Origin of the sequence: Acinetobacter terrae (genome assembly GCF_013004375.1) — a bacterium.
Lineage (GTDB): Bacteria > Pseudomonadota > Gammaproteobacteria > Pseudomonadales > Moraxellaceae > Acinetobacter > Acinetobacter terrae.
Window position 1 is genome coordinate 62,920 of sequence record NZ_JABERI010000010.1, and the last position, 23,465, is coordinate 86,384.

Annotated in this window: 16 protein-coding genes; 11 read left to right on the top strand and 5 right to left on the bottom strand. The window is 39.6% G+C overall.

Going from position 1 to position 23,465, the window contains the following annotated elements:
- Positions 1-518 precede the first annotated feature (518 nt).
- The 9 genes from HLH14_RS06190 to pgaD all read left to right on the top strand — a co-directional run bounded on the left by HLH14_RS06190 (position 519) and on the right by pgaD (position 14,783).
- Complete coding sequence (locus tag HLH14_RS06190; RefSeq protein ID WP_067724200.1) at positions 519-3,359, top strand: 2-oxoglutarate dehydrogenase E1 component; 2,841 nt, start codon at positions 519-521, stop codon at positions 3,357-3,359.
- A complete protein-coding gene (gene odhB, locus HLH14_RS06195; RefSeq protein ID WP_067724021.1) occupies positions 3,359-4,576 on the top strand; it encodes a 2-oxoglutarate dehydrogenase complex dihydrolipoyllysine-residue succinyltransferase in 1,218 nt (405 codons plus the stop codon). Before HLH14_RS06190 ends, odhB begins: the two co-directional genes overlap by 1 nt.
- Positions 4,577-4,636: 60 nt before the next feature.
- Positions 4,637-6,070, top strand: a complete 1,434-nt coding sequence (gene lpdA, locus HLH14_RS06200) for a dihydrolipoyl dehydrogenase (protein WP_067724022.1) — start codon at positions 4,637-4,639, stop codon at positions 6,068-6,070.
- A 170-nt stretch (positions 6,071-6,240) separates the two neighbouring features.
- Complete coding sequence (sucC, locus tag HLH14_RS06205) at positions 6,241-7,407, top strand: ADP-forming succinate--CoA ligase subunit beta (protein WP_067724023.1); 1,167 nt, start codon at positions 6,241-6,243, stop codon at positions 7,405-7,407.
- Positions 7,408-7,420: 13 nt separating this feature from the next.
- Complete coding sequence (gene sucD / locus HLH14_RS06210) at positions 7,421-8,311, top strand: succinate--CoA ligase subunit alpha (RefSeq protein WP_067724024.1); 891 nt, start codon at positions 7,421-7,423, stop codon at positions 8,309-8,311.
- 359 nt (positions 8,312-8,670) lie between these two features.
- Complete coding sequence (gene pgaA, locus HLH14_RS06215) at positions 8,671-11,178, top strand: poly-beta-1,6 N-acetyl-D-glucosamine export porin PgaA (RefSeq protein WP_235940468.1); 2,508 nt, start codon at positions 8,671-8,673, stop codon at positions 11,176-11,178.
- Complete coding sequence (pgaB, locus tag HLH14_RS06220; protein WP_067724025.1) at positions 11,178-13,016, top strand: poly-beta-1,6-N-acetyl-D-glucosamine N-deacetylase PgaB; 1,839 nt, start codon at positions 11,178-11,180, stop codon at positions 13,014-13,016. Before pgaA ends, pgaB (HLH14_RS06220) begins: the two co-directional genes overlap by 1 nt.
- Positions 13,016-14,284, top strand: coding sequence for a poly-beta-1,6-N-acetyl-D-glucosamine synthase (gene pgaC / locus HLH14_RS06225; protein ID WP_067724026.1), 1,269 nt, complete (start codon positions 13,016-13,018; stop codon positions 14,282-14,284). Before pgaB (HLH14_RS06220) ends, pgaC begins: the two co-directional genes overlap by 1 nt.
- Positions 14,277-14,783 carry a poly-beta-1,6-N-acetyl-D-glucosamine biosynthesis protein PgaD gene (pgaD, locus tag HLH14_RS06230; RefSeq protein WP_067724027.1) on the top strand — a complete coding sequence of 169 codons (507 nt, stop codon included), beginning with the start codon at positions 14,277-14,279 and terminating at the stop codon, positions 14,781-14,783. Before pgaC ends, pgaD begins: the two co-directional genes overlap by 8 nt.
- Here the strand turns inward: pgaD and pgaB (HLH14_RS06235) are convergent.
- The 5 genes from pgaB (HLH14_RS06235) to HLH14_RS06255 all read right to left on the bottom strand — a co-directional run bounded on the left by pgaB (HLH14_RS06235) (position 14,749) and on the right by HLH14_RS06255 (position 20,349).
- Positions 14,749-15,903: a poly-beta-1,6-N-acetyl-D-glucosamine N-deacetylase PgaB gene (gene pgaB / locus HLH14_RS06235; RefSeq protein ID WP_228139727.1), complete on the bottom strand. Its 1,155-nt coding sequence runs from the start codon at positions 15,901-15,903 to the stop codon at positions 14,749-14,751. The two genes, pgaD and pgaB (HLH14_RS06235), sit on opposite strands and share 35 nt — an antisense overlap.
- Positions 15,904-16,083: 180 nt before the next feature.
- The gene (locus tag HLH14_RS06240; RefSeq protein WP_067724028.1) at positions 16,084-16,914 is read right to left on the bottom strand and encodes a VOC family protein; all 831 of its coding nucleotides are present in this window, start codon (positions 16,912-16,914) and stop codon (positions 16,084-16,086) included.
- A gap of 151 nt (positions 16,915-17,065) precedes the next feature.
- Positions 17,066-18,784 carry a flotillin domain-containing protein gene (locus HLH14_RS06245; RefSeq protein ID WP_067724029.1) on the bottom strand — a complete coding sequence of 573 codons (1,719 nt, stop codon included), beginning with the start codon at positions 18,782-18,784 and terminating at the stop codon, positions 17,066-17,068.
- Positions 18,785-18,825: 41 nt separating this feature from the next.
- Complete coding sequence (locus HLH14_RS06250) at positions 18,826-19,470, bottom strand: YqiJ family protein (protein ID WP_067724030.1); 645 nt, start codon at positions 19,468-19,470, stop codon at positions 18,826-18,828.
- Between the two features lie 342 nt (positions 19,471-19,812).
- Entirely contained in the window at positions 19,813-20,349 is a 537-nt protein-coding gene (locus tag HLH14_RS06255) for a hypothetical protein (protein WP_067724031.1), read from the bottom strand.
- A gap of 343 nt (positions 20,350-20,692) precedes the next feature.
- Between HLH14_RS06255 and cysD the strand changes: the two genes are divergently transcribed.
- Positions 20,693-21,601: a sulfate adenylyltransferase subunit CysD gene (cysD, locus tag HLH14_RS06260; RefSeq protein WP_171255176.1), complete on the top strand. Its 909-nt coding sequence runs from the start codon at positions 20,693-20,695 to the stop codon at positions 21,599-21,601.
- 107 nt (positions 21,602-21,708) lie between these two features.
- Positions 21,709-23,325, top strand: coding sequence for a sulfate adenylyltransferase subunit CysN (gene cysN, locus HLH14_RS06265; protein WP_067724033.1), 1,617 nt, complete (start codon positions 21,709-21,711; stop codon positions 23,323-23,325).
- Positions 23,326-23,465 lie beyond the last annotated feature (140 nt).

Sequence of the window (23,465 nt, forward strand, 5' to 3'; positions counted from 1 at the left end):
GTATTGGGTTTGCTGGCTTGGGACTATAGTCTACATTGAATCCAATTATTAAATAAAGCACCATAGCTTAGATGAAAATGTTAAGTATGTATTTCGCTAATTTATGAGAGGTATGTGTCAAAAAAATCAATTGTAACCAGATATCATGTTACGATTTGACACATCGCTATATTTAAAAAAAGCGCCTTATTTATGTACATTTTTTCAACATTTTAGAGTGTGTATAAGGTTTATAAATAGAGATTAATCGTTTTAGAAAAAATAGGTCGCGCAGTTATTTTTTCTAAGTCGATTTGCAAAAAATTGCTCGGTTTCGGTCGAGTATTTAAATGAGTGATGATGCCAATGAGGGCGTTATGATTCATTATTCACATTGGGTTATTCCTGATGTAGTGATAACGCCTCATGGCTTATGCCTTATGGGGACTAATGTCATATTACCAATTTGACATTATTAATCATGGGTTCGCTTAAAAAGCATCCTGAAAATGTTTTTGCAATAGGAAATGGGTCCACAAATGCAAGAAGTTGCTGACGCTCTGCGTCTTGACACTGAACTAAGCGCTGACAGTGCAGCGTATATTGAAGAACTTTATGAACATTATTTGACGTCACCAGACTCAGTTGGAGCTGACTGGCGTGAATATTTCGATAAATTCCCTAAAGGTGATCAACCACATAGCAATGTACGTGAGCAATTCCTTTTATTAGGTCGCAATTCAAGCCGCGTACAACCTGTTGTTCAAAGTTCTGTAAGTTCTGAGCATGAACGTCGTCAAATTGGCGTTTTACAACTTATTGCTGCTTATCGTAATCGTGGTCATCAAAAAGCAAAATTGGATCCATTAGGTTTGGCAAAACGTGAAGACGTGCCTGATCTTGATCTTGCTACGCACGGTTTAACTAAATCTGATTTCGATACAGTATTTAACACAGGTAACCTTGCACTAGGTAAAGCAGAAGCGACGCTTGGTGAAATGGTTGAAGCAATGGAAGCCGTTTATTGCGGTTCTGTTGGTACCGAATACATGCACATTGTTGACACTAAAGAGAAACGTTGGATTCAACAACGTCTTGAAGGTGCGAAAGGACAATTTAACTTTACTGCAGAACAGAAAAAACACTTCCTTGAGCGTTTAACTGCAGCTGAAGGTCTGGAAAAATTCCTGGGTAACAAATACGTTGGTGCTAAACGCTTCGGTGTTGAAGGCGGTGAATCATTTATCCCGATGGTAAATGAAATCATTCAACGTGCAGGTGCTGTAGGTTGTAAAGAAGTTGTGATTGGAATGCCACACCGTGGTCGTCTCAACCTTCTTGTTAACATCATGGGTAAAAACCCGGCAGATCTTTTTGGTGAATTTGAAGGTAAATCAATTCATAAAAAAGGTTCTGGTGACGTTAAATACCACCAAGGTTTCTCATCTAACGTAATGACTGCGGGTGGCGAAGTTCACTTGGCATTGGCGTTTAACCCATCACACTTAGAAATCGTTGGACCTGTCGTTGAAGGTTCTGTACGTGCTCGTCAAGTGCGTCGTCGTGACATTGGTGGTGATGATGTATTGCCAATCATCGTACATGGTGATGCAGCATTTGCAGGTCAAGGTGTAAACCAAGAAACCTTCCAGATGTCACAAACTCGTGGTTATACAGTGGGTGGTACAGTTCACATTGTGGTAAATAACCAGGTGGGCTTTACAACATCTGATCCACGTGATGCACGTTCTACAGAATACTGTACTGATATCGCGAAAATGATTCAGGCACCAGTATTCCATGTGAATGGCGATGATCCAGAAGCTGTGATTTTCGTGACTCAATTGGCACATGATTTCCGTCATACTTTCCGTAAAGACGTTGTGATTGACATGTTCTGCTACCGTCGTCGTGGTCATAACGAAGCGGACGAGCCAGCAGCAACACAGCCAATGATGTACCAAGTGATCAACAAAAAAGTGACTACACGTACACTTTATGCAGATCAACTGGTTAAAGAAGGTGTTCTTGACCGTGCCTCTGCTGATCAAATGGTTGAAAATTACCGCGCAGATCTTGAAGCAGGCAAGCATGTTGCCAACGCACTGGTATTAGAACCAAATACAAAAATGTTTGTGGACTGGAAACCTTATTTAGGTCACGAATACACAGATGTTTGGGATACCACTTTCCCAATCGAACGCTTGAAAGAAATTGGCGCAAAAATGCGCGAGCTTCCTGAAGGTTTCGTGATGCAACGTCAAGTCGCGAAAGTGATTGATGAACGCTTGAAAATGCAAACGGGTGAAATGCCATTGAACTGGGGTGCGGCTGAAACTTTAGCTTATGCAACCTTGCTTGATGAAAGCTACATGGTTCGTATTACCGGTGAAGACGTTGGTCGAGGTACCTTCTCGCATCGTCATGCGAAATTGCATAACCAGGTTGATGGTTCAACATATATTCCACTTTGTCATATCAAAGAAAACCAACCGCGTACTGCAATTTATGACTCATTGTTGTCAGAGATGGCTGTGCTTGCGTTTGAATATGGTTATGCAACCACAATTCCACATGGTTTAATTGTTTGGGAAGCGCAATTTGGTGACTTCGCGAACTGTGCACAGGTTGTAATCGACCAGTTCATCGCTTCAGGTGAAACCAAATGGGAACGTGTATGTGGTTTAACCATGTTGCTTCCACACGGTTATGAAGGTCAAGGTCCAGAGCATTCATCTGCACGTTTAGAGCGTTTCTTACAGTTATGTGCTGAAGAAAACATGCAAGTGATTACTCCGACTACACCTGCACAGATTTTCCATGCATTGCGTCGTCAAGCGGTTCGTCCAATCCGTAAACCATTGATCGTGACTTCACCGAAGTCATTGCTTCGTCACAAACTTGCAACCTCTACTTTAGAAGAGCTTGCAACTGGTACATTCCAGACTGTGATTGATGAAGTAGATCAAATCAACCACGCTGACGTGACTCGTTTAGTCCTTTGTGGCGGTAAGGTTTACTATGACTTACTTGAAAAACGTCGTGCAGAAAATCTAAACAACACTGCAATCGTTCGTATCGAACAATTGTATCCATACCCAGAACAACGTATTGCTGAAGTACTTGCTTCTTATCCAAACCTAAAAGAAGTGGTTTGGACTCAAGAAGAGCCGAAAAACCAAGGTGCTTGGTTATTCATCGCGCCACGTCTATATGATGATGTGATGAAATCTGCTAAACAAGTTCGTATCAGTTACGCAGGCCGTCCAGCCTCTGCTGCGCCAGCTTGTGGTTCACCATATTTGCATGCAAAACAACAAGCTCAGCTAGTAAATGACGCATTGGCGATCGTAGCTGAACAATCAGGAGATTCTAAATAATGGCAACCGAAATTAAAGCACCGGTATTCCCAGAGTCAGTTGCAGACGGTACGATCGCAACTTGGCACAAACAACCAGGTGAAGCTGTATCACGTGATGAAGTGATCTGCGATATCGAAACTGATAAAGTTGTTTTAGAGGTTGTTGCTCCTGCTGACGGTACAATCGCTACTATCCTTAAAGGTGAAGGCGAAACTGTTCTTTCTAACGAAGTGATTGCACAGTTTGAAGAAGGTGCTGTTTCAGGCGCTGCTCAAACTCAAGCAGTTCAGTCTGAAGGACAAGTTGAACAAGCTGCGTCTCAAACTGAAGCGGGTGCTGCACCTGTTGTTGAACGTGCTCAACCTGTTTCTGACCAAGCACCTGCGGTACGTAAAGCATTAACTGAAACTGGTATTGCTGCTGCTGATGTTGCGGGTACTGGTCGCGGTGGTCGTATCACGAAAGAAGATGTTGCAAGCCATCAAGCTAAACCAGCGGCTCCTGCTGCTGCACCATTAAGCGTTGCTATTGGCGAACGTATCGAAAAACGTGTTCCAATGACTCGTCTTCGTAAACGTGTTGCTGAACGTCTTCTTGCTGCAACGCAAAGCACTGCAATGTTGACGACGTTTAACGAAGTGAACATGAAACCAATCATGGAAATGCGTGCTCAATACAAAGATGCATTCGAGAAACGTCATGGTGCACGTCTTGGCTTCATGTCATTCTTCGTTAAAGCAGCAACTGAAGCACTTAAACGCTACCCAGCGGTAAATGCATCAATTGATGGCGACGATATCGTGTATCACGGTTACTATGACATCGGTGTTGCTGTATCTTCTGAACGTGGGTTAGTGGTTCCTGTACTTCGTGATACAGACCGCATGAACTATGCTGAAGTTGAAAACGGCATCCGTGGTTTTGCTGCAAAAGCACGTGACGGTAAATTGGGTATTGAAGACATGACTGGCGGTACGTTCACTATTACTAATGGTGGTACTTTCGGTTCATTGTTATCTACGCCTATCTTGAACACGCCACAAACTGCAATCTTGGGTATGCACAAAATCCAAGAGCGTCCAATGGCTGTAAATGGTCAAGTTGAAATTTTACCAATGATGTACTTGGCACTTTCTTATGACCACCGTTTAATCGATGGTAAAGAAGCTGTAGGTTTCCTTGTGGCAATTAAAGAATTGTTAGAAGAGCCAGCTCGTCTTATCCTTGATCTTTAATTCTAAAGAATAAATCCATGGGCTTAGGGCGAACCTCTAGGCCCATTTTTGGAGATAAAAATGTCTCAACAATTTGACTTAGTTGTAATTGGCGGTGGACCAGGTGGTTATGAAGCGGCGATTCGTGCTGCTCAACTTGGTTACAAAGTTGCTTGTATCGAAAAACGTATTCATAAAGGCAAGCCATCTTTAGGCGGTACTTGCTTAAACGTGGGTTGTATCCCTTCTAAAGCTTTACTTGATTCTTCACATCGTTATGAAGATACCGTTCAGCATTTAGATGACCATGGTATTACCACGGGTGAAGTTAAATTTGATCTTTCTAAAATGCTTGGTCGTAAAGACAAAGTTGTAGATCAATTGACGGGTGGTATTGCTCAATTGCTTAAAGGCAATGGCATTGAATGGTTACAAGGTACTGGTAAATTACTCGCGGGTAAAAAAGTTGAATTCACTCCATTTGAAGGTGAAGTTCAAGTTTTAGAGCCTAAATATGTGATTCTTGCGACGGGTTCGGTTCCTGTAAATATTCCTGTAGCTCCTGTGGATCAAGACTTAATCGTTGATTCTACTGGTGCGCTTGAATTCCAAGAAGTACCTAAGCGTTTAGGTGTGATTGGTGCCGGTGTAATCGGTCTTGAATTGGGTTCAGTATGGCGTCGTTTGGGTGCAGAAGTTGTTGTATTTGAAGCAATGGATGCATTCTTACCAATGGCTGATAAAGCTTTGGCAAAAGACTTCCAAAAACTGTTGACTAAGCAAGGTATGGATATCCGTATCGGTGCAAAAGTTGCAGGTACTGAAATCAACGGTCGTGAAGTGACGGTTAAATATAACCAGGCTGGTGAAGACAAAACTGAAACTTTCGATAAATTGATCGTTTGTGTAGGTCGTCGTGCATATGCTGAAGGTTTATTGGCTGATGATTCAGGCATTAAATTGACTGAACGTGGTTTGGTTGAAGTAAACGATTGGTGTGCAACTTCTGTTGAAGGTGTATACGCGATTGGTGACTTGGTACGTGGTCCAATGCTTGCACATAAAGCAATGGAAGAAGGCGTAATGGCAGTTGAACGTATTCACGGTCATGCTGCTCAAGTGAACTACGACACCATCATCTCTGTAATCTACACACACCCAGAAGCGGCTTGGGTAGGTTTAACAGAACAGCAAGCAATTGATAAAGGTCATGAAGTTAAAACTGGTCAATTCGGTTTTGCGGTAAATGGTCGTGCTTTAGCTGCAGGTGAAGGCGCTGGTTTCGTTAAGTTTGTTGCTGATGCAAAAACGGATCGTTTATTGGGTATGCACGTGATTGGACCTGCTGCGTCTGATATCGTTCACCAAGGTATGATCGCGCTTGAGTTTGTATCTTCAGTTGAAGATCTACAGTTGATGACTTTCGGTCACCCAACTTTCTCTGAAGTGGTACATGAAGCTGCACTGGCAGTCGATGGACGTGCAATTCACGCGATTCAACGTAAGCGTAAGTAATTCGAAAAAAGAGCGACTTAGGTCGCTCTTTTTACATTTCATGGTTGTTTTTATTGGAACAATCATCTAAAAATAAAGATAACGATTTTAAAAAATGCCAATACTGCTTTGACGGACGTCTGGGTATTGGTGGGTCATAACAAAGCAAAGAAGTAATAAAAGGTTATTCGATGAATTTACATGAGTATCAAGCAAAAGCGTTATTAAAAAAATATGGTATGCCTGTTCAAGAGGGTGTACTTGCAACCAATGCAGCAGAAGCTGTAGTAGCATTTGAGCAACTCGGTGGTAAGTTTGCCGTGATGAAGGCTCAAGTTCATGCTGGGGGACGTGGTAAAGCAGGCGGGGTAAAAGTCGTAAAATCAAGCGATGAAGCCGCTGAATATGTAAATGGTATTATTGGTACACGCCTTGTGACTTACCAAACCGATGCCAATGGTCAGCCAGTAAATAGTGTTCTTGTGTGTGAAGATGTTTATCCCGTTGAACGTGAACTGTACCTCGGTGCAGTGGTTGACCGTTCTAGCCGCCGCGTGACGTTTATGGCATCCACAGAAGGGGGTGTCGAAATTGAAAAAGTGGCAGAAGAAACCCCAGAAAAAATTATTAAGGTAGAAGTAGATCCTTTGGTGGGATTAATGCCTTTTCAAGCGCGTGAAGTGGCCTTTGCACTTCATTTAAAAGATGGACAAATCAACCAATTTGTCAAAATTATGACAGCTGCTTATCAGGCATTTATTGAAAATGATTTTGCCCTGTTTGAAATTAATCCGCTTTCAGTTCGAGAAAATGGCGATATTCTGTGTGTGGATGCCAAAGTGGGGATCGATTCAAACGCACTTTATCGCTTACCCGAAATCGCTGCAATGCGTGATAAATCTCAGGAAAATGAGCGTGAATTAAAAGCTTCTGAATTTGATCTGAACTATGTTGCTTTGGAAGGTAACATTGGTTGTATGGTCAATGGTGCAGGTCTTGCCATGGCAACCATGGACATTATTAAACTCTATGGTGGTCAGCCTGCGAACTTCCTTGATGTTGGCGGTGGTGCAACCAAAGACCGCGTCATTGAAGCATTTAAAATCATCCTTTCTGACTCTTCTGTACAAGGTGTGTTGATTAATATCTTCGGTGGTATTGTGCGTTGTGACATGATTGCAGAAGCAATTATTGCAGCGGTTCAGGAAGTACATGTCACTGTACCTGTAGTTGTTCGCCTAGAAGGCAACAATTCAGAGTTAGGGGCAAAATTACTCGATGAATCAGGTTTGAAATTAATTTCTGCGATTGGTCTGGCTGATGCTGCAGAAAAAATTGTTGCTGCAGTGAAAGCGTAAGGGAGTATCAATCATGAGCGTATTAGTAAATAAAGACACAACCGTGTTGGTACAAGGTTTTACCGGTAAAAACGGAACTTTCCATTCAGAACAGTCAATTGCTTATGGAACTAAAGTAGTTGGCGGAGTAACACCGGGTAAAGGCGGTCAAACACATTTAAGTCTGCCAGTTTTTAATACCATGAAAGAAGCGGTACGTGAAACAGGTGCGACTGCAACCTCTATTTATGTGCCTGCACCTTTTGTACTTGATTCAATTATTGAATCGATTGATTCAGGTATTGAGCTAATTGTAGTGATCACAGAAGGCGTACCAACTTTGGATATGCTTAAAGCCAAACGTTATCTTGAAACTTATGGCAATAACGCACGATTAATTGGTCCAAACTGTCCAGGAATTATTACACCGGGTGAATGTAAGATCGGGATTATGCCGGGTCATATTCATCAACCGGGTAAAATTGGCATCATCTCGCGTTCGGGTACATTGACTTATGAAGCTGTGGCGCAAACGACTAAGCTTGGTTTAGGTCAGTCTACTTGTATCGGAATCGGGGGTGACCCAATTCCAGGCATGAACCAGATTGACTGCTTAAAACTGTTCCAAGAAGATCCGCAAACCGAAGCCATTATTATGATTGGTGAAATTGGTGGAACGGCAGAAGAAGAAGCAGCTGAATATATCCAATCCCATGTCACCAAGCCTGTTGTAGGTTATATCGCGGGTGTAACTGCGCCTAAAGGTAAACGCATGGGGCATGCAGGTGCGATTATTTCAGGTGGCAAGGGCACAGCGGAAGAAAAATTTTCTGCCTTTGAAAAAGCAGGCATGGCATATACCCGTAGTCCAGCAGAATTGGGTTCGACTATGCTTCAAGTGCTGAAAGATAAAGGCTTAGCTTAATTTTAGCGAAATAAAAAAGCTCTCATTTGAGGGCTTTTTTTATTTAATTGTATTTTTAAAATTATAGAAAATAAATGATGACTAGTTTGAAATGAAATCTTGCAGAGGTTGGAAAATTTTAATTTAAAAATTATCGAATTGATAAGCGAATATAGACTGTGCTATTTATTCTTAACAGAAATACTCTCATAGAAAAAAATATAAACCAGATAAATATTAAATTTTTCACGGTTAAAATAAAGTGATAAGTATCACATTAATATTTAAAAACACAAAATGAAACACAAAAGAGTATTGATATCAGGAGGTTTGAGGGTATTGTTTATTTCATAGCAATAATTAATAACAATGAATGATGAATGATGAATATTTTAAATATGAATAAAATAAATTCTAAATTAAATATACTTACGCTCTCTTGTGGCACTTTACTGTTTTCTTCATTCTTGCATGCAGAATTAATCTATAGGGACTCTGTTGACCCGCAACGTGAAGAAACAGTAGGTTCGATTAAGCAAGGGCAAGTAGATGCAGGTGTACAAAAACTTAGACAATTATTAGTGCTCCAACCCAATAATCAGAAACTGATTGCTGACTTTGTGGTGATCTCATATGAACATCAAAAATTTACAGAACAAGATATTAAATATCTTTCTGGCATACAAAATGCTCAATTTCCAGACTATGCAAAGGTTGATGTTCTTAAAGCCCTGCGCGATCTAAGAAAATTTGAATTGGCAGAACAATGGGCGAAAAAATTCGCTCAGACCGATCAAAATCAAATGTGGGTGGTATGGATAGGGGTATTACAGGCAGAAGCAGGTAAAACTCTTGAATCGAAACAAACCTTATCTGCGCTCGATATCAACTATATTGATCCTGATTATTTAGCTCAGCTTGCTTATGCCTATCGCATTTTAAATATGCCAGTGGAGGCATTGAATGCCGCCAGTTTAGCCGTTGAAAAGAATCCAAATAATGGTAGTACGCAAGAACAGTATGCATTGGCACTTATGGTAAATGCAGATTATGCCAAAGCTCAAAAATATATTCAAAATAATCAAATACTCGCAAAACAACCACAACTTAGAATCAATGCTAAAATTAGCGAATTTACCCAGCGCATTCAAAATGCTGAGCAATATTCTAAATTATATACTTATCAAGATCTTGGAACTAACCAACCTTATCAAAAGCTTGATCAAGTCATCGCCGATATGGAAAAATATGAATCCAAGTTGCCAGATGATCCTAGTATAAAGCGGCAATTTTACTATGAATATATTTATGCATTAAATGCGAAAAATAGTTCAAAAAAGGTGCTTGAACAAATATCAAAAGTTGGATTGCCGATTGATCAAATGCCACCTTATGTGCGTCACTCGATTGCAGATGCATATTTAAATACTCAACAACCCAAAGTAGCTGAAAAGCTCTATAAAACTTTGTTGAAAGAAAAAAACTATCCCAATTTTAAACTTTATTCAAGTTTGTATTATTCCTTAATTGAACAGGAAAAATTTAAGGAAGCTCAACAATTATTATTAGATATGGACAAATTATTGCCTACTTTTCGCTATAGCAATGCAAAAGGAGCAGATAAAGTGCCACATGATGATCGTAGTGAATATTTAGCTCTAGTTGGTCTTAATTATGTGTATCGAAATGAATATGCTAAAGCGGAAAAATACTTTGAAAACTTGGCCGCCCAAGCACCCAATAATGTAGTTTATCAAAATAATCGTGCATTTGTTCAACGCTTGCGTGAAAAACCACAACACTCAGAATGGATATTAGCTCAGTGGGATGGGATAGAGCCTATAGATAATGGGATGCAAATTAGTCATTTAGAGAACATGCAAGCCTTGGGGGATATCCAGCAATGGCGTGGGCAAAATGCTTATCTTATGCAAACAATGCCTGAAGATACGGGATTAATAAAAAGTAAAAAAGAACTTGATGATCGCAATCGTGTCTCCATTCAGCATCAAAGTACTTTTTCAGAAAGTGAGTCTAATAACTCAGCTTTGCTTAATCGCTTGAAAGGGAATCGCGAGAAAGATCACTTAACCCGTATTAATAGTCCGTGGCTTTTTGATAATTTCCGTACGTATGTAGATCATCGCATTCGTTCGGCTGACTACACTGCAGGTAACATTGATGATCAACGCGTAGGTCTTGGACTTGAATGGGAATCTCGCCGTAAAAATGCAAATATCACGTTTTCTCAAACTATAGACAATGAACAAGATCAAGATCGTTTTGGGGTACAGGTGAATTGGTCACAACGTCTAAACGATCATTGGCAGTATGCCTTAGGATTTAATAGTCAGGCTGATATTCCCTTACAAGCCATTAAAAATGGGAATGAAGGTCAGTCCTATACTTTTGGCGTTAATTGGCGGCAGCATGAATCTCGTGAAGCGAGTGTGATATATCAACTGACAGATATTGATGATGACAATATGCGTCAGGAGATTACTACATACTTTAAACAACAGATTTTTCAGGCACCCCATCATATTACTAGTTTGACTTTGGGCGGTTATTACAGTCAAAACGATAAAGTTCAGGTTGATTATTTCAATCCTGAAGAAAGTTATAGTGCAGAACTGACTTTACTACATGATTGGACTACTTGGCGCAAATATGAGAAGGATTTCATACAACATTTTGAGGCAATGATTGGGACTTTTGGACAATATGGAATTTCTTCAAAGCCAATTTATAACGTGTTCTATCAGCATGATTGGAAGTTCTCTAGAACATGGAGTTTGAACTATGGTATAGGGTGGGGCACACATCCTTATGATGGTGAAGATGAAGAAAAGACTTATGCAATAGTAGGCTTCAAGGGAATTTTTTAATGAAACAAGTTATAAAAACTTTACTTTCTGTTGTGATGATGGTTGTTCTGGTTATTCCAACGGAAAGTTTTGCTCAAAATGTGACTAAAACTACAAATGAAGTAGCTGATAAATTATTTGTTACTGTAACTTTGCATGATGTGCGAGATGATGTTGCTCAAGCTGGTGATCGAGATATTTATGCAATCAGTACTAGAAACTTAGGACGTTACTTTGCATGGCTTGAGCAAGAAGGTTGGCATCCTATTCGTTTGCAAGATGTGTGGAATGCACGACAAAATAAAAAAAGTTTACCTCCTAAATCAGTATTATTAACCTTTGATGATGGTGCATTAAGTAGTTACACGCGGGTTTTCCCTTTATTGAAACAATATAATTTTCCTGCAGTATTTGCGATTCCTACAAGTTGGATTAATGGCAACACCAAAGATGCGTATGAGGCATATGGTGAAAATAATTTAATGAACTGGGATCAAATGCGTGAAATGCAAGAATCAGGTTTAGCTGAGTTTGCTTCACACTCAGACAATTTGCATAAAGGTATTCTTGCCAATCCACAAAAAAATATGCAGCCTGCTGCAATTACCCGTGAATATTTCCCTAAACTTCAGAAATACGAGTCTGATCAAGCTTATCAGGAACGAGTAGTGGCAGACTTGAAAAAGTCTAAAGAAATTTTAGATTTTGAACTTGGTATTAATACCCAAGGTATTTTCTGGCCTTATGGAGCAGTGACTAAAGAAAGTGAGCAACTCGCGGCAAAGGCAGGATTACCAATGTCTTTTAGCTTGGGCAGTATGTCTACCCTTGCTGATTCTGGAGCGACATATCAACGTGCTCTTGCGATGGGTAATCCCACACCTGAAATGTTACATGCAGAAATGTTAAATTTTTTGACCTTTGCACGTGATGAATATAAAAAAAGAAGAAGTTTTATCCGTTTCGATTTGGCTGACATGGTCAGTCCAAATAATCAAGCGTTTGATCAAAAACTGGGACGGTTTTTAGATCAAGTTAATGCGTTGAAAACGGATACCATTTTATTAAAAGCAGTCGCTGATGAGGATAATGATGGAAAAATTGATGTTGCTTATTTCCCCAATCGCCAGTTGGGAATGCGCCAAGATCTGCTTAATCGTACAGTGTGGCAGGCACGTACGCGTATTGGTAATAATGTATATGTAGAACTGCCGATTAGTATAGAAACAGAACAGGGGTTAAATCTTGCGGAATTAACAGTCGATTTAGCCAACAATAATTCTTCAATTAATGGCTTAATGTTAGAAATAGGTGATGAATTCGCATGTGCGGTAAAAAATAAAACTTGGGATGCTGCTTGTATCCAGAAAGTGAAGAAAGTTTTTGAAATTAAAGAGCGTATTAAAGAAAAGGGAAAATATTACACCAATATTAGTTATAACTATCAAACTGTTCTCAAAATGAGTTTAATAGATAAACATGTAGATGGGTTAAAACTATTAATTGAACAGAGCTTAACTCCTAGTGATTTACTTTATATTGAATTTGATCCGGTACGTCACCCTGAAATATTTAAAGCTATACAAAAGCAGCTACAACAATTGAATGATGAACAAATACAGCGCTTGATTTTTAGTTTTACGGTCAATCCCAATGCTACAAAACGTGAATGGAAACAGTACCAATATGATTATCAAACCTTAAAAAAATTATCTGTACAAAAAATTGGGATTAATAACTATCACTTAGACGAAGGACAGAAGATTCAGGAAAATCTTTATCGGGAATTAAGCACTAACGGTAGTCCATTAACTTATCGAAATCCTTATGAGCGTAACCTTGCTAAGGGAGTGAAATAATGGAATGGTTTAATCAACTTCGATTCAGTGATTTTTATTTTGGTTTTGCTTTCTTCTATCCATTATTTATGGCTTGGATTTGGATTGCAGGCGGCATTTGGTTTTATCTAAAGCATGAACGTAAACAACCTGCAATACCGCCAGCTAGTGAACATGCCTGCAGTATTATTATTCCTTGTTTTAATGAAGAAGCACAGGTAAGAGACACCATTAAATTTGCGATGCAAACGCAGTATCCAAATTTTGAAGTGATTGCGGTAAATGATGGTAGTCGAGATAAAACGGCTGAAATTTTAAATGAGCTTTTACTGCAATATCCTAAACTTAGAGTGGTTCATTTGGCTGAAAACCAAGGTAAAGCCTATGCGCTTCGTGCAGGTGCCATGGTCAGTCAAAATGAATATCTGGTTTGTATTGATGGTGATGCCTTATTACACCCGCATGCTGTGTTATGGATGATGTACCATTTGACCAATTATCCTCGTGTCGGAGCGGTGACGGGTAATCCACGTATTGTCAATCGTTCTAGCATCCTCGGTAAAATTCAGGTCGGTGAATTTTCATCTATTATTGGCTTGATTAAACGTGCACAACGAACCTATGGACGTATTTTTACCGTGTCAGGTGCAATTGCAGGTTTTCGTAAAACTGCTTTAGACCGCATTGGTTATTGGCGTGATGACATGATCACAGAGGATATTGATGTGTCTTGGCGTTTGCAGTTCGATCATTGGGATCTGCAGTATGTACCCAAAGCATTATGTTACATCTATATGCCAGAAACATTGAATGGGTTATGGAAACAACGTTTACGTTGGGCTCAGGGTGGAATTGAAGTCCTGTTTGCTTATTCCTCAAGTCTACTAAAATGGAACCTACGTCGCATGTGGCCGATTGCACTGGAATCAATTGTCAGTGTAGTTTGGGCATACGTGATGTCTGGTATTATTGTCTTATATTTATATGGTCTGTTTTTCTCTTTACCAGGAGAGTGGGCAATTCAATCTCTCTTTCCTCAATGGTATGGAGTCATTCTAGGAATGACTTGTCTTGTTCAATTCTTTGTCAGTCTATGTATTGATAAACCTTACGATAAAGATCGAATCTTCAGGAACTATTTTTGGGTCATTTGGTATCCTTTGTTCTTCTGGATTCTCACCATGCTGACCACGGTCGTTGCATTACCTAAAACAATTTTCAAAACTCAAAAACGTGCGCGATGGGTTAGCCCAGACCGTGGATTTAGAGGAGAGATGGAAAATGACTAATGTAAATAAATATTATCTTATTGAGGATGAGTCAAAGTTAGAACTTCCTGAATATATTGATCGACCCGAATATGTACGAAATAAGAGCATGGGTTACAGTTTGCAAATCGTGGGGTGGTTCATTTTCATGTGGTTGTTTATGCCAGTGATAACGATGTTTTTCTGGTGGGTTGAAGGTAAAACTATTTATCAGCAAATGGTGATACAAGCTGCACCCAATAGCCAGCTGAGTCTAATGAATATCATCGCCATGATTGCCATCTTTATTTGTGTACTGCTGCTTTGGGCAACTTATAATTGGGCTCGCTTTCATGGAGAAGATCGTCGTAGAGCTCCATTAGCCATAGATGAAAAACAGTTAGCCAGTAGTTTTAAAGTCAATACAGTCGATATCCTAAATATGCAACTGGCTAAAAATTTAACTCTTTATTATGATGAACAAGGGAAACTAGAATTTTTCGAGGTTAATCATCAGTTAAAAAAGCGGATTTCAGCCTAGAAGGTTGAGGATGTTCATTGACAAAGTCATCGGGGTAATAGCCAATATGTTTTACCCCATGTTTTTCTAAAAACTGTATAGTCTCAATAATTTCTTGTGTTGAAAGTTTCTGATTATTTTTCCAATTCACAGCTTGAAGTTCAAAAATAGTACGATCCAATTTAGGATCGTATTTTTTTGACTGGTGGATTAAGTCTAAATAAAATTGCTGATGATCATCTGCTTCTTCCATATAGGGCATCGCCATAATGGCATTGTAGTCATAGTATTGATAAGTACTTGGCATCGACTGACTAAACCAATTTTCACTAACAGGATTCAATACCACGGGTGCATACATATTCCGTGCAGTAAGGATATTGGGTTGCTGTTGTTTAAGTATCTTGCTAATACCTTCAGCAAATTGGTCAAGATATGCTGTTTTGTGTTGAGCTAATGGTGCTTGTTTTGGAGAATTGTGAAGTTTTGATACCTGCTCTGAATTAAACCCCCACGCTTGATACGTTTTTCGGGCAGGAGCAGAAATATCTTCATAATCGCTGAGAGTGATATCATCATGATAGAGCACGCCATCGACTGAATTGGACTTCATAAAATCTAAATAAATTTCAGCAACGTATTTAAGATTTTGTTGGTCAAATGGAGAAACCCGAATATAGCCCTGCTTCCCGCCTTCACTATGTGAAACATAGGGAATGCGGTAGCTTTTTGGAAATTCCCAAGCCATTAAAGGCAGCCAAGCATATATATGTTTCACCTCAGTCTTGCTACGAATTTGCTTCACAAGGAGCGGAAAAAGATTTTCTCTTAATGGGATGTGACGGTTTTTAAAGTAAACTTGATCTACCGACCCATTCGCATCTGGATCAGCAAAAGCCTGTAAGAAAATGGTATTGGGTTGAATTTGTTGAATCCGTTCTATTAAAGCCTGAATATTTTCTTGTTGCTGTTTTTTGTCTTTGTCATATACGTAGTCAATATCAATATGCATAATGCGCATCTGATCAATTTTGGTGGTTTTTTTTGCAGATGGCACTGATTTTTTGACGGTATTCTGCTGAACAATCTCATCAATGGGGTGATGTTTAATTTGAGTTAAATCCGCAGAGTTTGCAGACAAAGGCAGACAACCTATACTTAAATAAAGGCAGTGAGTGAAACTATTTTTATATATTTTTTTTAAATTTATCATTTTTTTATACTCGTTTTAAGCTGATTGTTCACTATATGGCCACTTTGTTCTTTTGAAATTCAGAAACCAGTCGTGGCTATAGTGTTATCAGATTTGGGCTAATAAAAGTTATTGAGTTTGAATCAAATCTTGAATAGAAAGCTTTTTCATTTTGAATATAGCATCTGGGGCATGAGGGTTATTGTTTAAAATCTGCCATAAGTTTTTCGGGACAATTTGCCAACTGACACCAAATTGGTCTTTACACCAACTGCTCCAGTCTTCAGTGCCATGCAAGGTGATTCCATTCCAGTAATAGTCAATTTCAGCTTGATTTTCACATTCAATGACTAAGGATATAGCTTTACTAAATTCAAAATCTTGTGTAATACCACTGTCCATTGCCATGAGGGTAAAGTCATTTGCAATCACTTGAGCATGCTTCACTTGTCTGGTAAATTCACCCTCGGTATATTTTAAAATGCCTTGAGTCCGAAAGCTTTTGAATAAACTTTGATAGAAATTTAATGCTGCCAGACACTGTCCTTGATATGCACCGCAATACATCAGGGTCGGGACAATTTTTTGCTGATTTACATCGGATAATTTGCCTAAATAGAGTTGCCAGCTAAAACCATGTTGGTCTTGTAGCCAGCCATAATAATCACTCCATGGATATTGATTTAATTCCATCAGCGCAGAACCACCTTCAATCAAGCGCTTCCAGAATTTATCAATTTCAGAACGACTTTCACAAATCACCATAAAAGAAATAGAGGGATTGGTGGTAAAGGGGGAACCACCATTAATACCAATAAATGGGACACCTGCAAATTGTGCTTTTACCGCAGTGTCCTGTTCTTGAATAATTTGGCTATTTGGGAAAATGGAACAATACCATTCCAATGCAGCTTTGGCATTTTCTTTAAACCGCAAGGCGGGATAAATAGAGTGAGTCATTATTATTTTCTATATATGCAATACAGCAGATAATGTAGCGTTCTACAGGTGTAACTCAAGTAAGTTTATGCAGAATAATTGTATAAAATTTATTCAGGTTGAAATAAAAAAATGCAGCCTACTTAGGCTGCATTTTTTGAATTTTGAAGACTTACTTAGGTGTAGTCACTTGAGGCTTTAAACTTTGCGTTAAACCATTGATATCACCACCTTGAATACCCAGTTCATTCATCAAGCTATCAATGAGCGGGGCTTGAGTGCGGTAACGTAAGGCGCTGTTTACCACTTGATCAGACAAGGCAATTTGTCCGTGATCCGAATAGCCTTCACCTTGAGTACTGCTACCACCAATCCCACCTAAGCCACTGACTTGCAGAATCTTAATATCATCAATATTTTCCATCGGTTTAACGCTTTCACGGATAATCTCGGGTAGGTATTTTAATAAGGCCAAGCGAATCTGCATTTCAACCTGTTCGGTAGACAAGATGTTATTGGCTTCATTGACCGCACGAGTACCTTCAGCATCGACTTGGTATTGTTTTTCCATTGCTTGTGCCAACAGAATTCTAGCATCTGCTTCACCTTTGGCTTTTAGGCGTTCTTTTTCAGCATTGGCTTCAGCAGCAATACGAACGGCCTCCGCATCATCAATGGCTGCTTTTTTGCCTGCTTCTGCCGCAACGGTAATGGCAATTGCATCTTTTTCTGCGGCTTGTTTTGCTGCAACCAGTTCAACTGCTTTTTGACGTTCTGCACGTTGCGTTTCACGTACTGTAATCACTTCTTCTTCGGCTTTTACCGCTTCTGCGCGGGCACGGTCAGCTGAAGCTTTGGCTTCTGATTCTTCGCGAGATTTTTCGGCAATGGCGATGGCACGAATCTGTTCAGCCAGTTCAATGGTTTTCTTTTGTTCCACTTGCGCTTGTTGAATAATTTGCGATTTTTGAATGTTTTGATTTTCAACATCCCGTGCCGCAGTAATACGTTTTAAATCGACTTCACGCTCGGCAGCAATTTGTGCTTCTTCCGCTTCACGTTTTTTTGCAGCTTCTTGCATTGCAATTTCTGCCTGTTGTTCGGCTTTACGAATTGAAATTTCACGTTCTTGCTGCATTTTTGCATATTCTTCTTCACGCAAAATTTGCAAGCGTGCCTGTTCAGCTTCCAGGTTCTTGGTTTTAATGGCTAGGTCAGTATCTTGTTCAATATGGTTACGCTTACGACGACGGTCTTCGATGGTTTCTGTAAGCTTGGTTAAACCTTCCGCATCGAATGCATTTTGCGGATTAAAGTATTTAAAACCAGTTTGATCTAAACCAGTCAGTGATACTGTTTCAAGTTCTAACCCATTTTTAAATAAATCTTCGGACACCACTTGCTGAACTTTTTGCACGAAATCGACACGTTTTTCATGTAGTTCTTCCATCGCCATTTCAGCTGCAACTGCGCGTAATGAGTCAACAAATTTGCCTTCGACCAGGTTCTTTAATTCATTCGGTGACATGGTTTTTTGACCCAAAGTTTGGGCTGCAGTTGCAATTGATTCTGCTGTAGGTTTAACCCGAACATAAAATTCTGCCATAACGTCCACACGCATACGGTCACGAGTGATCAGGGCTTGGTCATCTGCACGACGAACTTCCAGACGCAGTGTGTTCATGTTGACCGGGATAGTTTCATGCAGCACAGGCAGTACAATGGCACCGCCACCTAAAATAACTTTTTCCCCACCAAAACCTGTACGGACAAAAGAAATTTCTTTGCTTGAACGTTGGTACAGTCTGGCAATAATGATCCCGATAATGATCAGAGCGGCAAAAATTACACCCGCGATGATTAAGATGTTGTATAAATTCGACATTAGCATTGTTATCTCAGTTATCTCAATTGTTTTATTAAAAGTAAAAATTAAAGGGTAATGGCTTGAAAGCCAATTTTAGTTCTTTGGGTCAAGACCACGGACTGACCTTGAGTAAATATTTCATTTTGTTCGGGTTCAACTAAAACATAATGGGTTTGTCCAAACTGATCTTGAACTTTGGCTTGGGCAGGTGAATTGATTTTGGCTTCCCCTAAAATAATCACCGCCGTGCGTCCAATCAATTCTTCACTGTAAATAGCAGTGGTTTCATCTTGCGGTAAAATTCTCGCAATAATCATGGCGCTATAGCGTACCAATGGCATGCTCAAGAACAGACCGGCAGGGGCAATAATCCATGCACTAAAAAAGTGTGCGGTAAAATGATAGAAAATACCTTGGATGATAAAACCGGTTAAACCATAAACGGTTAAGAAAATAATCAGCCAGACAAAAAGTGGCACACGACCCAAATACAACCAGTCTAAAACATGGGTAAAAATACTCTGATCGGCATCGACGCCAATTTCAGCATGTTGTGCAGTGCTTAAATCATCCGGTAAAAATTGCTCCAAGAATCCTTGAGAGCCACCACCCAGTAAAAGCAAAATCAGTTCTAAAATACCCAATAGCAACATCAGGCAAAGAGAAACGCTGAAAATGAGGTTGGAAGGATGAGTAATGAGTTCCCACATTAATGTTTATCTCTATCTATTTGTTCGCGTAAATTATTCAAGTTATTGGTTTTTGTTTAAAAATCAAACTTAATTAAAGATAGCATTGAAGAATAAATTTGTCTAAAAAAACAAATAAATGAATTAATGAAGAGATAAATGTGATGTCGCTTGTTGAGTTGTCTAATTATTTTATTTAGGAATATTTTTAGGAAAGTTTATATAGAGGATGATTTAAATTAACCATCCTATAAAAATAGAAATGCGGTAAAAGCCTAAGAGATACCGATCATCCACACTTTGATTATATGAGTTGAATGAAAGGTATCTCAAAACAATCAGGTCTTGAAATTTAAGCAGACCTTAATTCAAACAGGTCTGAATCCGGACTTTCATGTCTAAGGCTTGTTGCACAATAAAGCTTTTCATCCAATTGACTTGTTGACCCATTGGATTGGTTTTAATTGCAGTATTCAGAAAATCTAATTTGGGTTGGTTGAACAATTGGTTTTCAATTGCTTCTTCAAGTTGTGCGCTATTCGCTGCAAGAGGAAGACTGACCAAATAAAATGCTTTGGGATAATTATAAAAAGCATAAAGCAAGTTAAATGCCTTTTGATCGGCCTTCAAATTTCCCGCACCAATTTCGTAGATTCGATCCTGATTGCTATGAGTCACCCCAATCAAAAAATCAAAATGATTATCCGAAAGTCGTAGACCAAATTGAAGCCCGATTTGGTCAGCAGTAAGCTCATGTTGAACAAAGTTATTCAGCATAGAACCATCATCATTTAAGGGTTCTTGAAGAACCAGTAAATGATTGTTGTGTTGATAGATATAGCCGGCAAGTTGTGCATGTTCTAGGCTGGATTTAACGGTGTCGATAGTACGCGTAGGCATAATTCAAAAGAACATAGGAGAGGGAAGAGAGTTTGGCTACTGTATGAAATTTCCAGACTGAATAAAATATAGGTTTTAGATAAAATATCGATCAGCTTAGATTTTGTAAATTTTAATGTTGGGTTGTGGTAGTCGCTAGGCTTAAGTAAAATAACAAAACATTATTTAAGTGAATCATTAATAAAAACTTATACTCATTATTAGATAAGCTTTATATGACAATTTTGCATATCAATATAATAAAACAAGCAATAGTTGGGATAACTAAATCTTTATAATGAATATATATATTTTTAAAAGTGTAATAAGTACACGTTGATCTGAGCTGGTGTTGTCAATGTCCATAAATGAGGAAAGACTTACTCATCTTAAACAGCTTGAAGCTGAGAGTATTCACATTATCCGTGAAGTGGCTGCCGAATTTGAAAATCCGGTCATGTTGTATTCCATTGGTAAAGATTCTGCAGTTATGCTGCATCTTGCTTTAAAAGCATTCTATCCTGCAAAACTCCCATTCCCGCTACTGCATGTAGACACGGGCTGGAAGTTCAAAGATATGATCACATTTCGCGACAACATGGCCAAAACCCATGGTTTCGATTTGATCGTGCATCAGAACAAAGAAGGTAAAGACGCTGGGATCAACCCGTTTGATCATGGTAGTTCTAAATATACCGACATCATGAAAACCCAAGGCTTAAAACAGGCACTTGATAAATATGGTTTTGATGCTGCTTTTGGTGGCGCGCGCCGTGACGAAGAAAAATCACGTGCTAAAGAACGTGTATATTCTTTCCGTGACACGAAGCACCGTTGGGATCCTAAAAACCAGCGTCCTGAACTTTGGAATCTTTACAACGGTAAAGTGAACAAAGGCGAAAGTATTCGTGTGTTCCCATTATCAAACTGGACTGAGCTTGATATCTGGCAATACATCTACTTGGAAAGCATTCCATTAGTACCACTTTATTTGGCTGCAGAACGTCCTGTGGTTGAACGTAGTGGCACACTGATTATGGTTGATGATGAACGTATGCCTTTAAAAGAAGGCGAAGTTCCACAAATGAAATCGGTACGTTTCCGTACTTTAGGTTGTTACCCATTAACGGGTGCGGTTGAATCAACTGCCAACACCTTGCCGGAAATTATCCAAGAAATGCTTTTAGCCACAAGTTCTGAACGTCAAGGTCGTATGATTGACCATGATGAAGCAGGCTCGATGGAGAAGAAGAAGCAGGAAGGCTACTTCTAATCTCCCCCTAACCCCCTCTTTATGAAAGAGGGGGAAAGTCCTCCTTTAGTAAAGGAGGACTTAGGTGGATTAAAACCGATTTCTAACGAATTTGTGGAGTTTGAGCGATGTCTCATCAATCAGAATTAATTAGCCAGGATATTTTGGGCTATTTGAAACAACATGAAAATAAAGACCTGTTGCGTTTCCTGACTTGCGGTAACGTGGATGATGGTAAATCGACTTTAATTGGTCGTCTGCTTTATGATTCAAAATTGATTTATGAAGATCAATTGCAAGCTGTAACCCGCGACTCTAAGAAAGTCGGTACAACGGGTGATGCACCTGACTTGGCGTTACTTGTAGATGGTTTGCAAGCTGAACGTGAACAGGGTATTACCATTGATGTGGCGTATCGTTATTTCTCTACTGAAAAACGTAAGTTCATCATTGCAGATACTCCGGGGCATGAGCAATACACGCGTAACATGGCTACAGGTGCTTCAACTTGTGACCTTGCGATCATCTTGATTGATGCGCGTTACGGTGTGCAAACCCAGACCCGTCGTCATACTTATATTGCAAGCTTGCTCGGTATTAAGAACATTATTGTTGCAATCAACAAAATGGACTTGGTTGAATTCTCTGAAGCGCGCTTCAATGAAATTCAAGCCGACTATGCAAACTTCGTGAGCCAATTGGGCGACCGTAAGCCAAGCAACATCATCTTTACGCCTATTTCAGCATTGAATGGCGATAACGTGGTGAACAAGTCTGAAAATACACCGTGGTATACCGGTCAAACTTTAATGGGTTCACTAGAATCTGTTGAAATTAACCGTGATACCGCGAAACGTGATTTCCGCTTCCCTGTGCAGTATGTAAACCGTCCTAACCTCGACTTCCGTGGTTTTGCAGGTACGATTGCGCTTGGTGAAATCAACGTGGGTGATAAAATTGTAGCTTTACCATCGGGTAAGTCTTCAACAGTTAAAGAAATCGTAACCTTTGATGGCAACCTTGAACATGCATTTGCAGGTCAAGCGGTAACATTGACGTTAAACGATGAAATTGACGTTTCACGCGGTAATATGTTGATTCGTGCGGATCAGGGTATTCCTGCCATTTCACGTTCTGTAAAAGCGACCGTGGTATGGATGGCGGATCAACCGCTTGTGCTTGGCAAGTTGTATAACATCAAAATTGGTACGCAAACTGTTCCTGCCAAAGTGACTGGCATTAACTTCCGTACCAATGTGAACACACTTGAGCAAATGCAAGTGGATCACCTTGAGCTGAATGCCATTGCCAATGTTACTGTTGAATTCGATGCGCCAGTGGTATTTGACCGTTATCAAGACAGCCGTTATACAGGTTCGTTTATCTTCATTGATCGTTTGAATAACGTAACGATTGGTGCGGGTATGGTGGAAGATACTGTTGAATGGTCTGCACATACCAACCCTGTAACAGCGGAAGATCGTGCGGCACGTTTAGGTCAAAAACCTGCGTCAATCACTGTATCGGCTAAAGCATTGGAAAATGCGCAAGTGCTTGAAAACTTGTTGCTTCAACAAGGCATTGTAGCGATAGCGAAAGCTGACCTTGATGCTGCTCAAGTTGCACTTCTTCGTGAAACAGGTATTGCAGTCATTACCACTGTTGCAGAAGGTACAGATGTAAGCTTCACGCAAGAGTCGGTTGAAGAATTGGCTGAGAAAATTGTGGAATTGGTTCGTCTATAAGACTGAGCTGATTTAAAAAAACCCGTCTTAATAATCTGCACCCCGAAAGTTGGACACTCTTAGTCTAATTTGAAGGGTGCTTTTTAATGGCTAAATATTCTCAAGAATTTAAATTAAAAGTTGTGGAGCATTACTTGTCT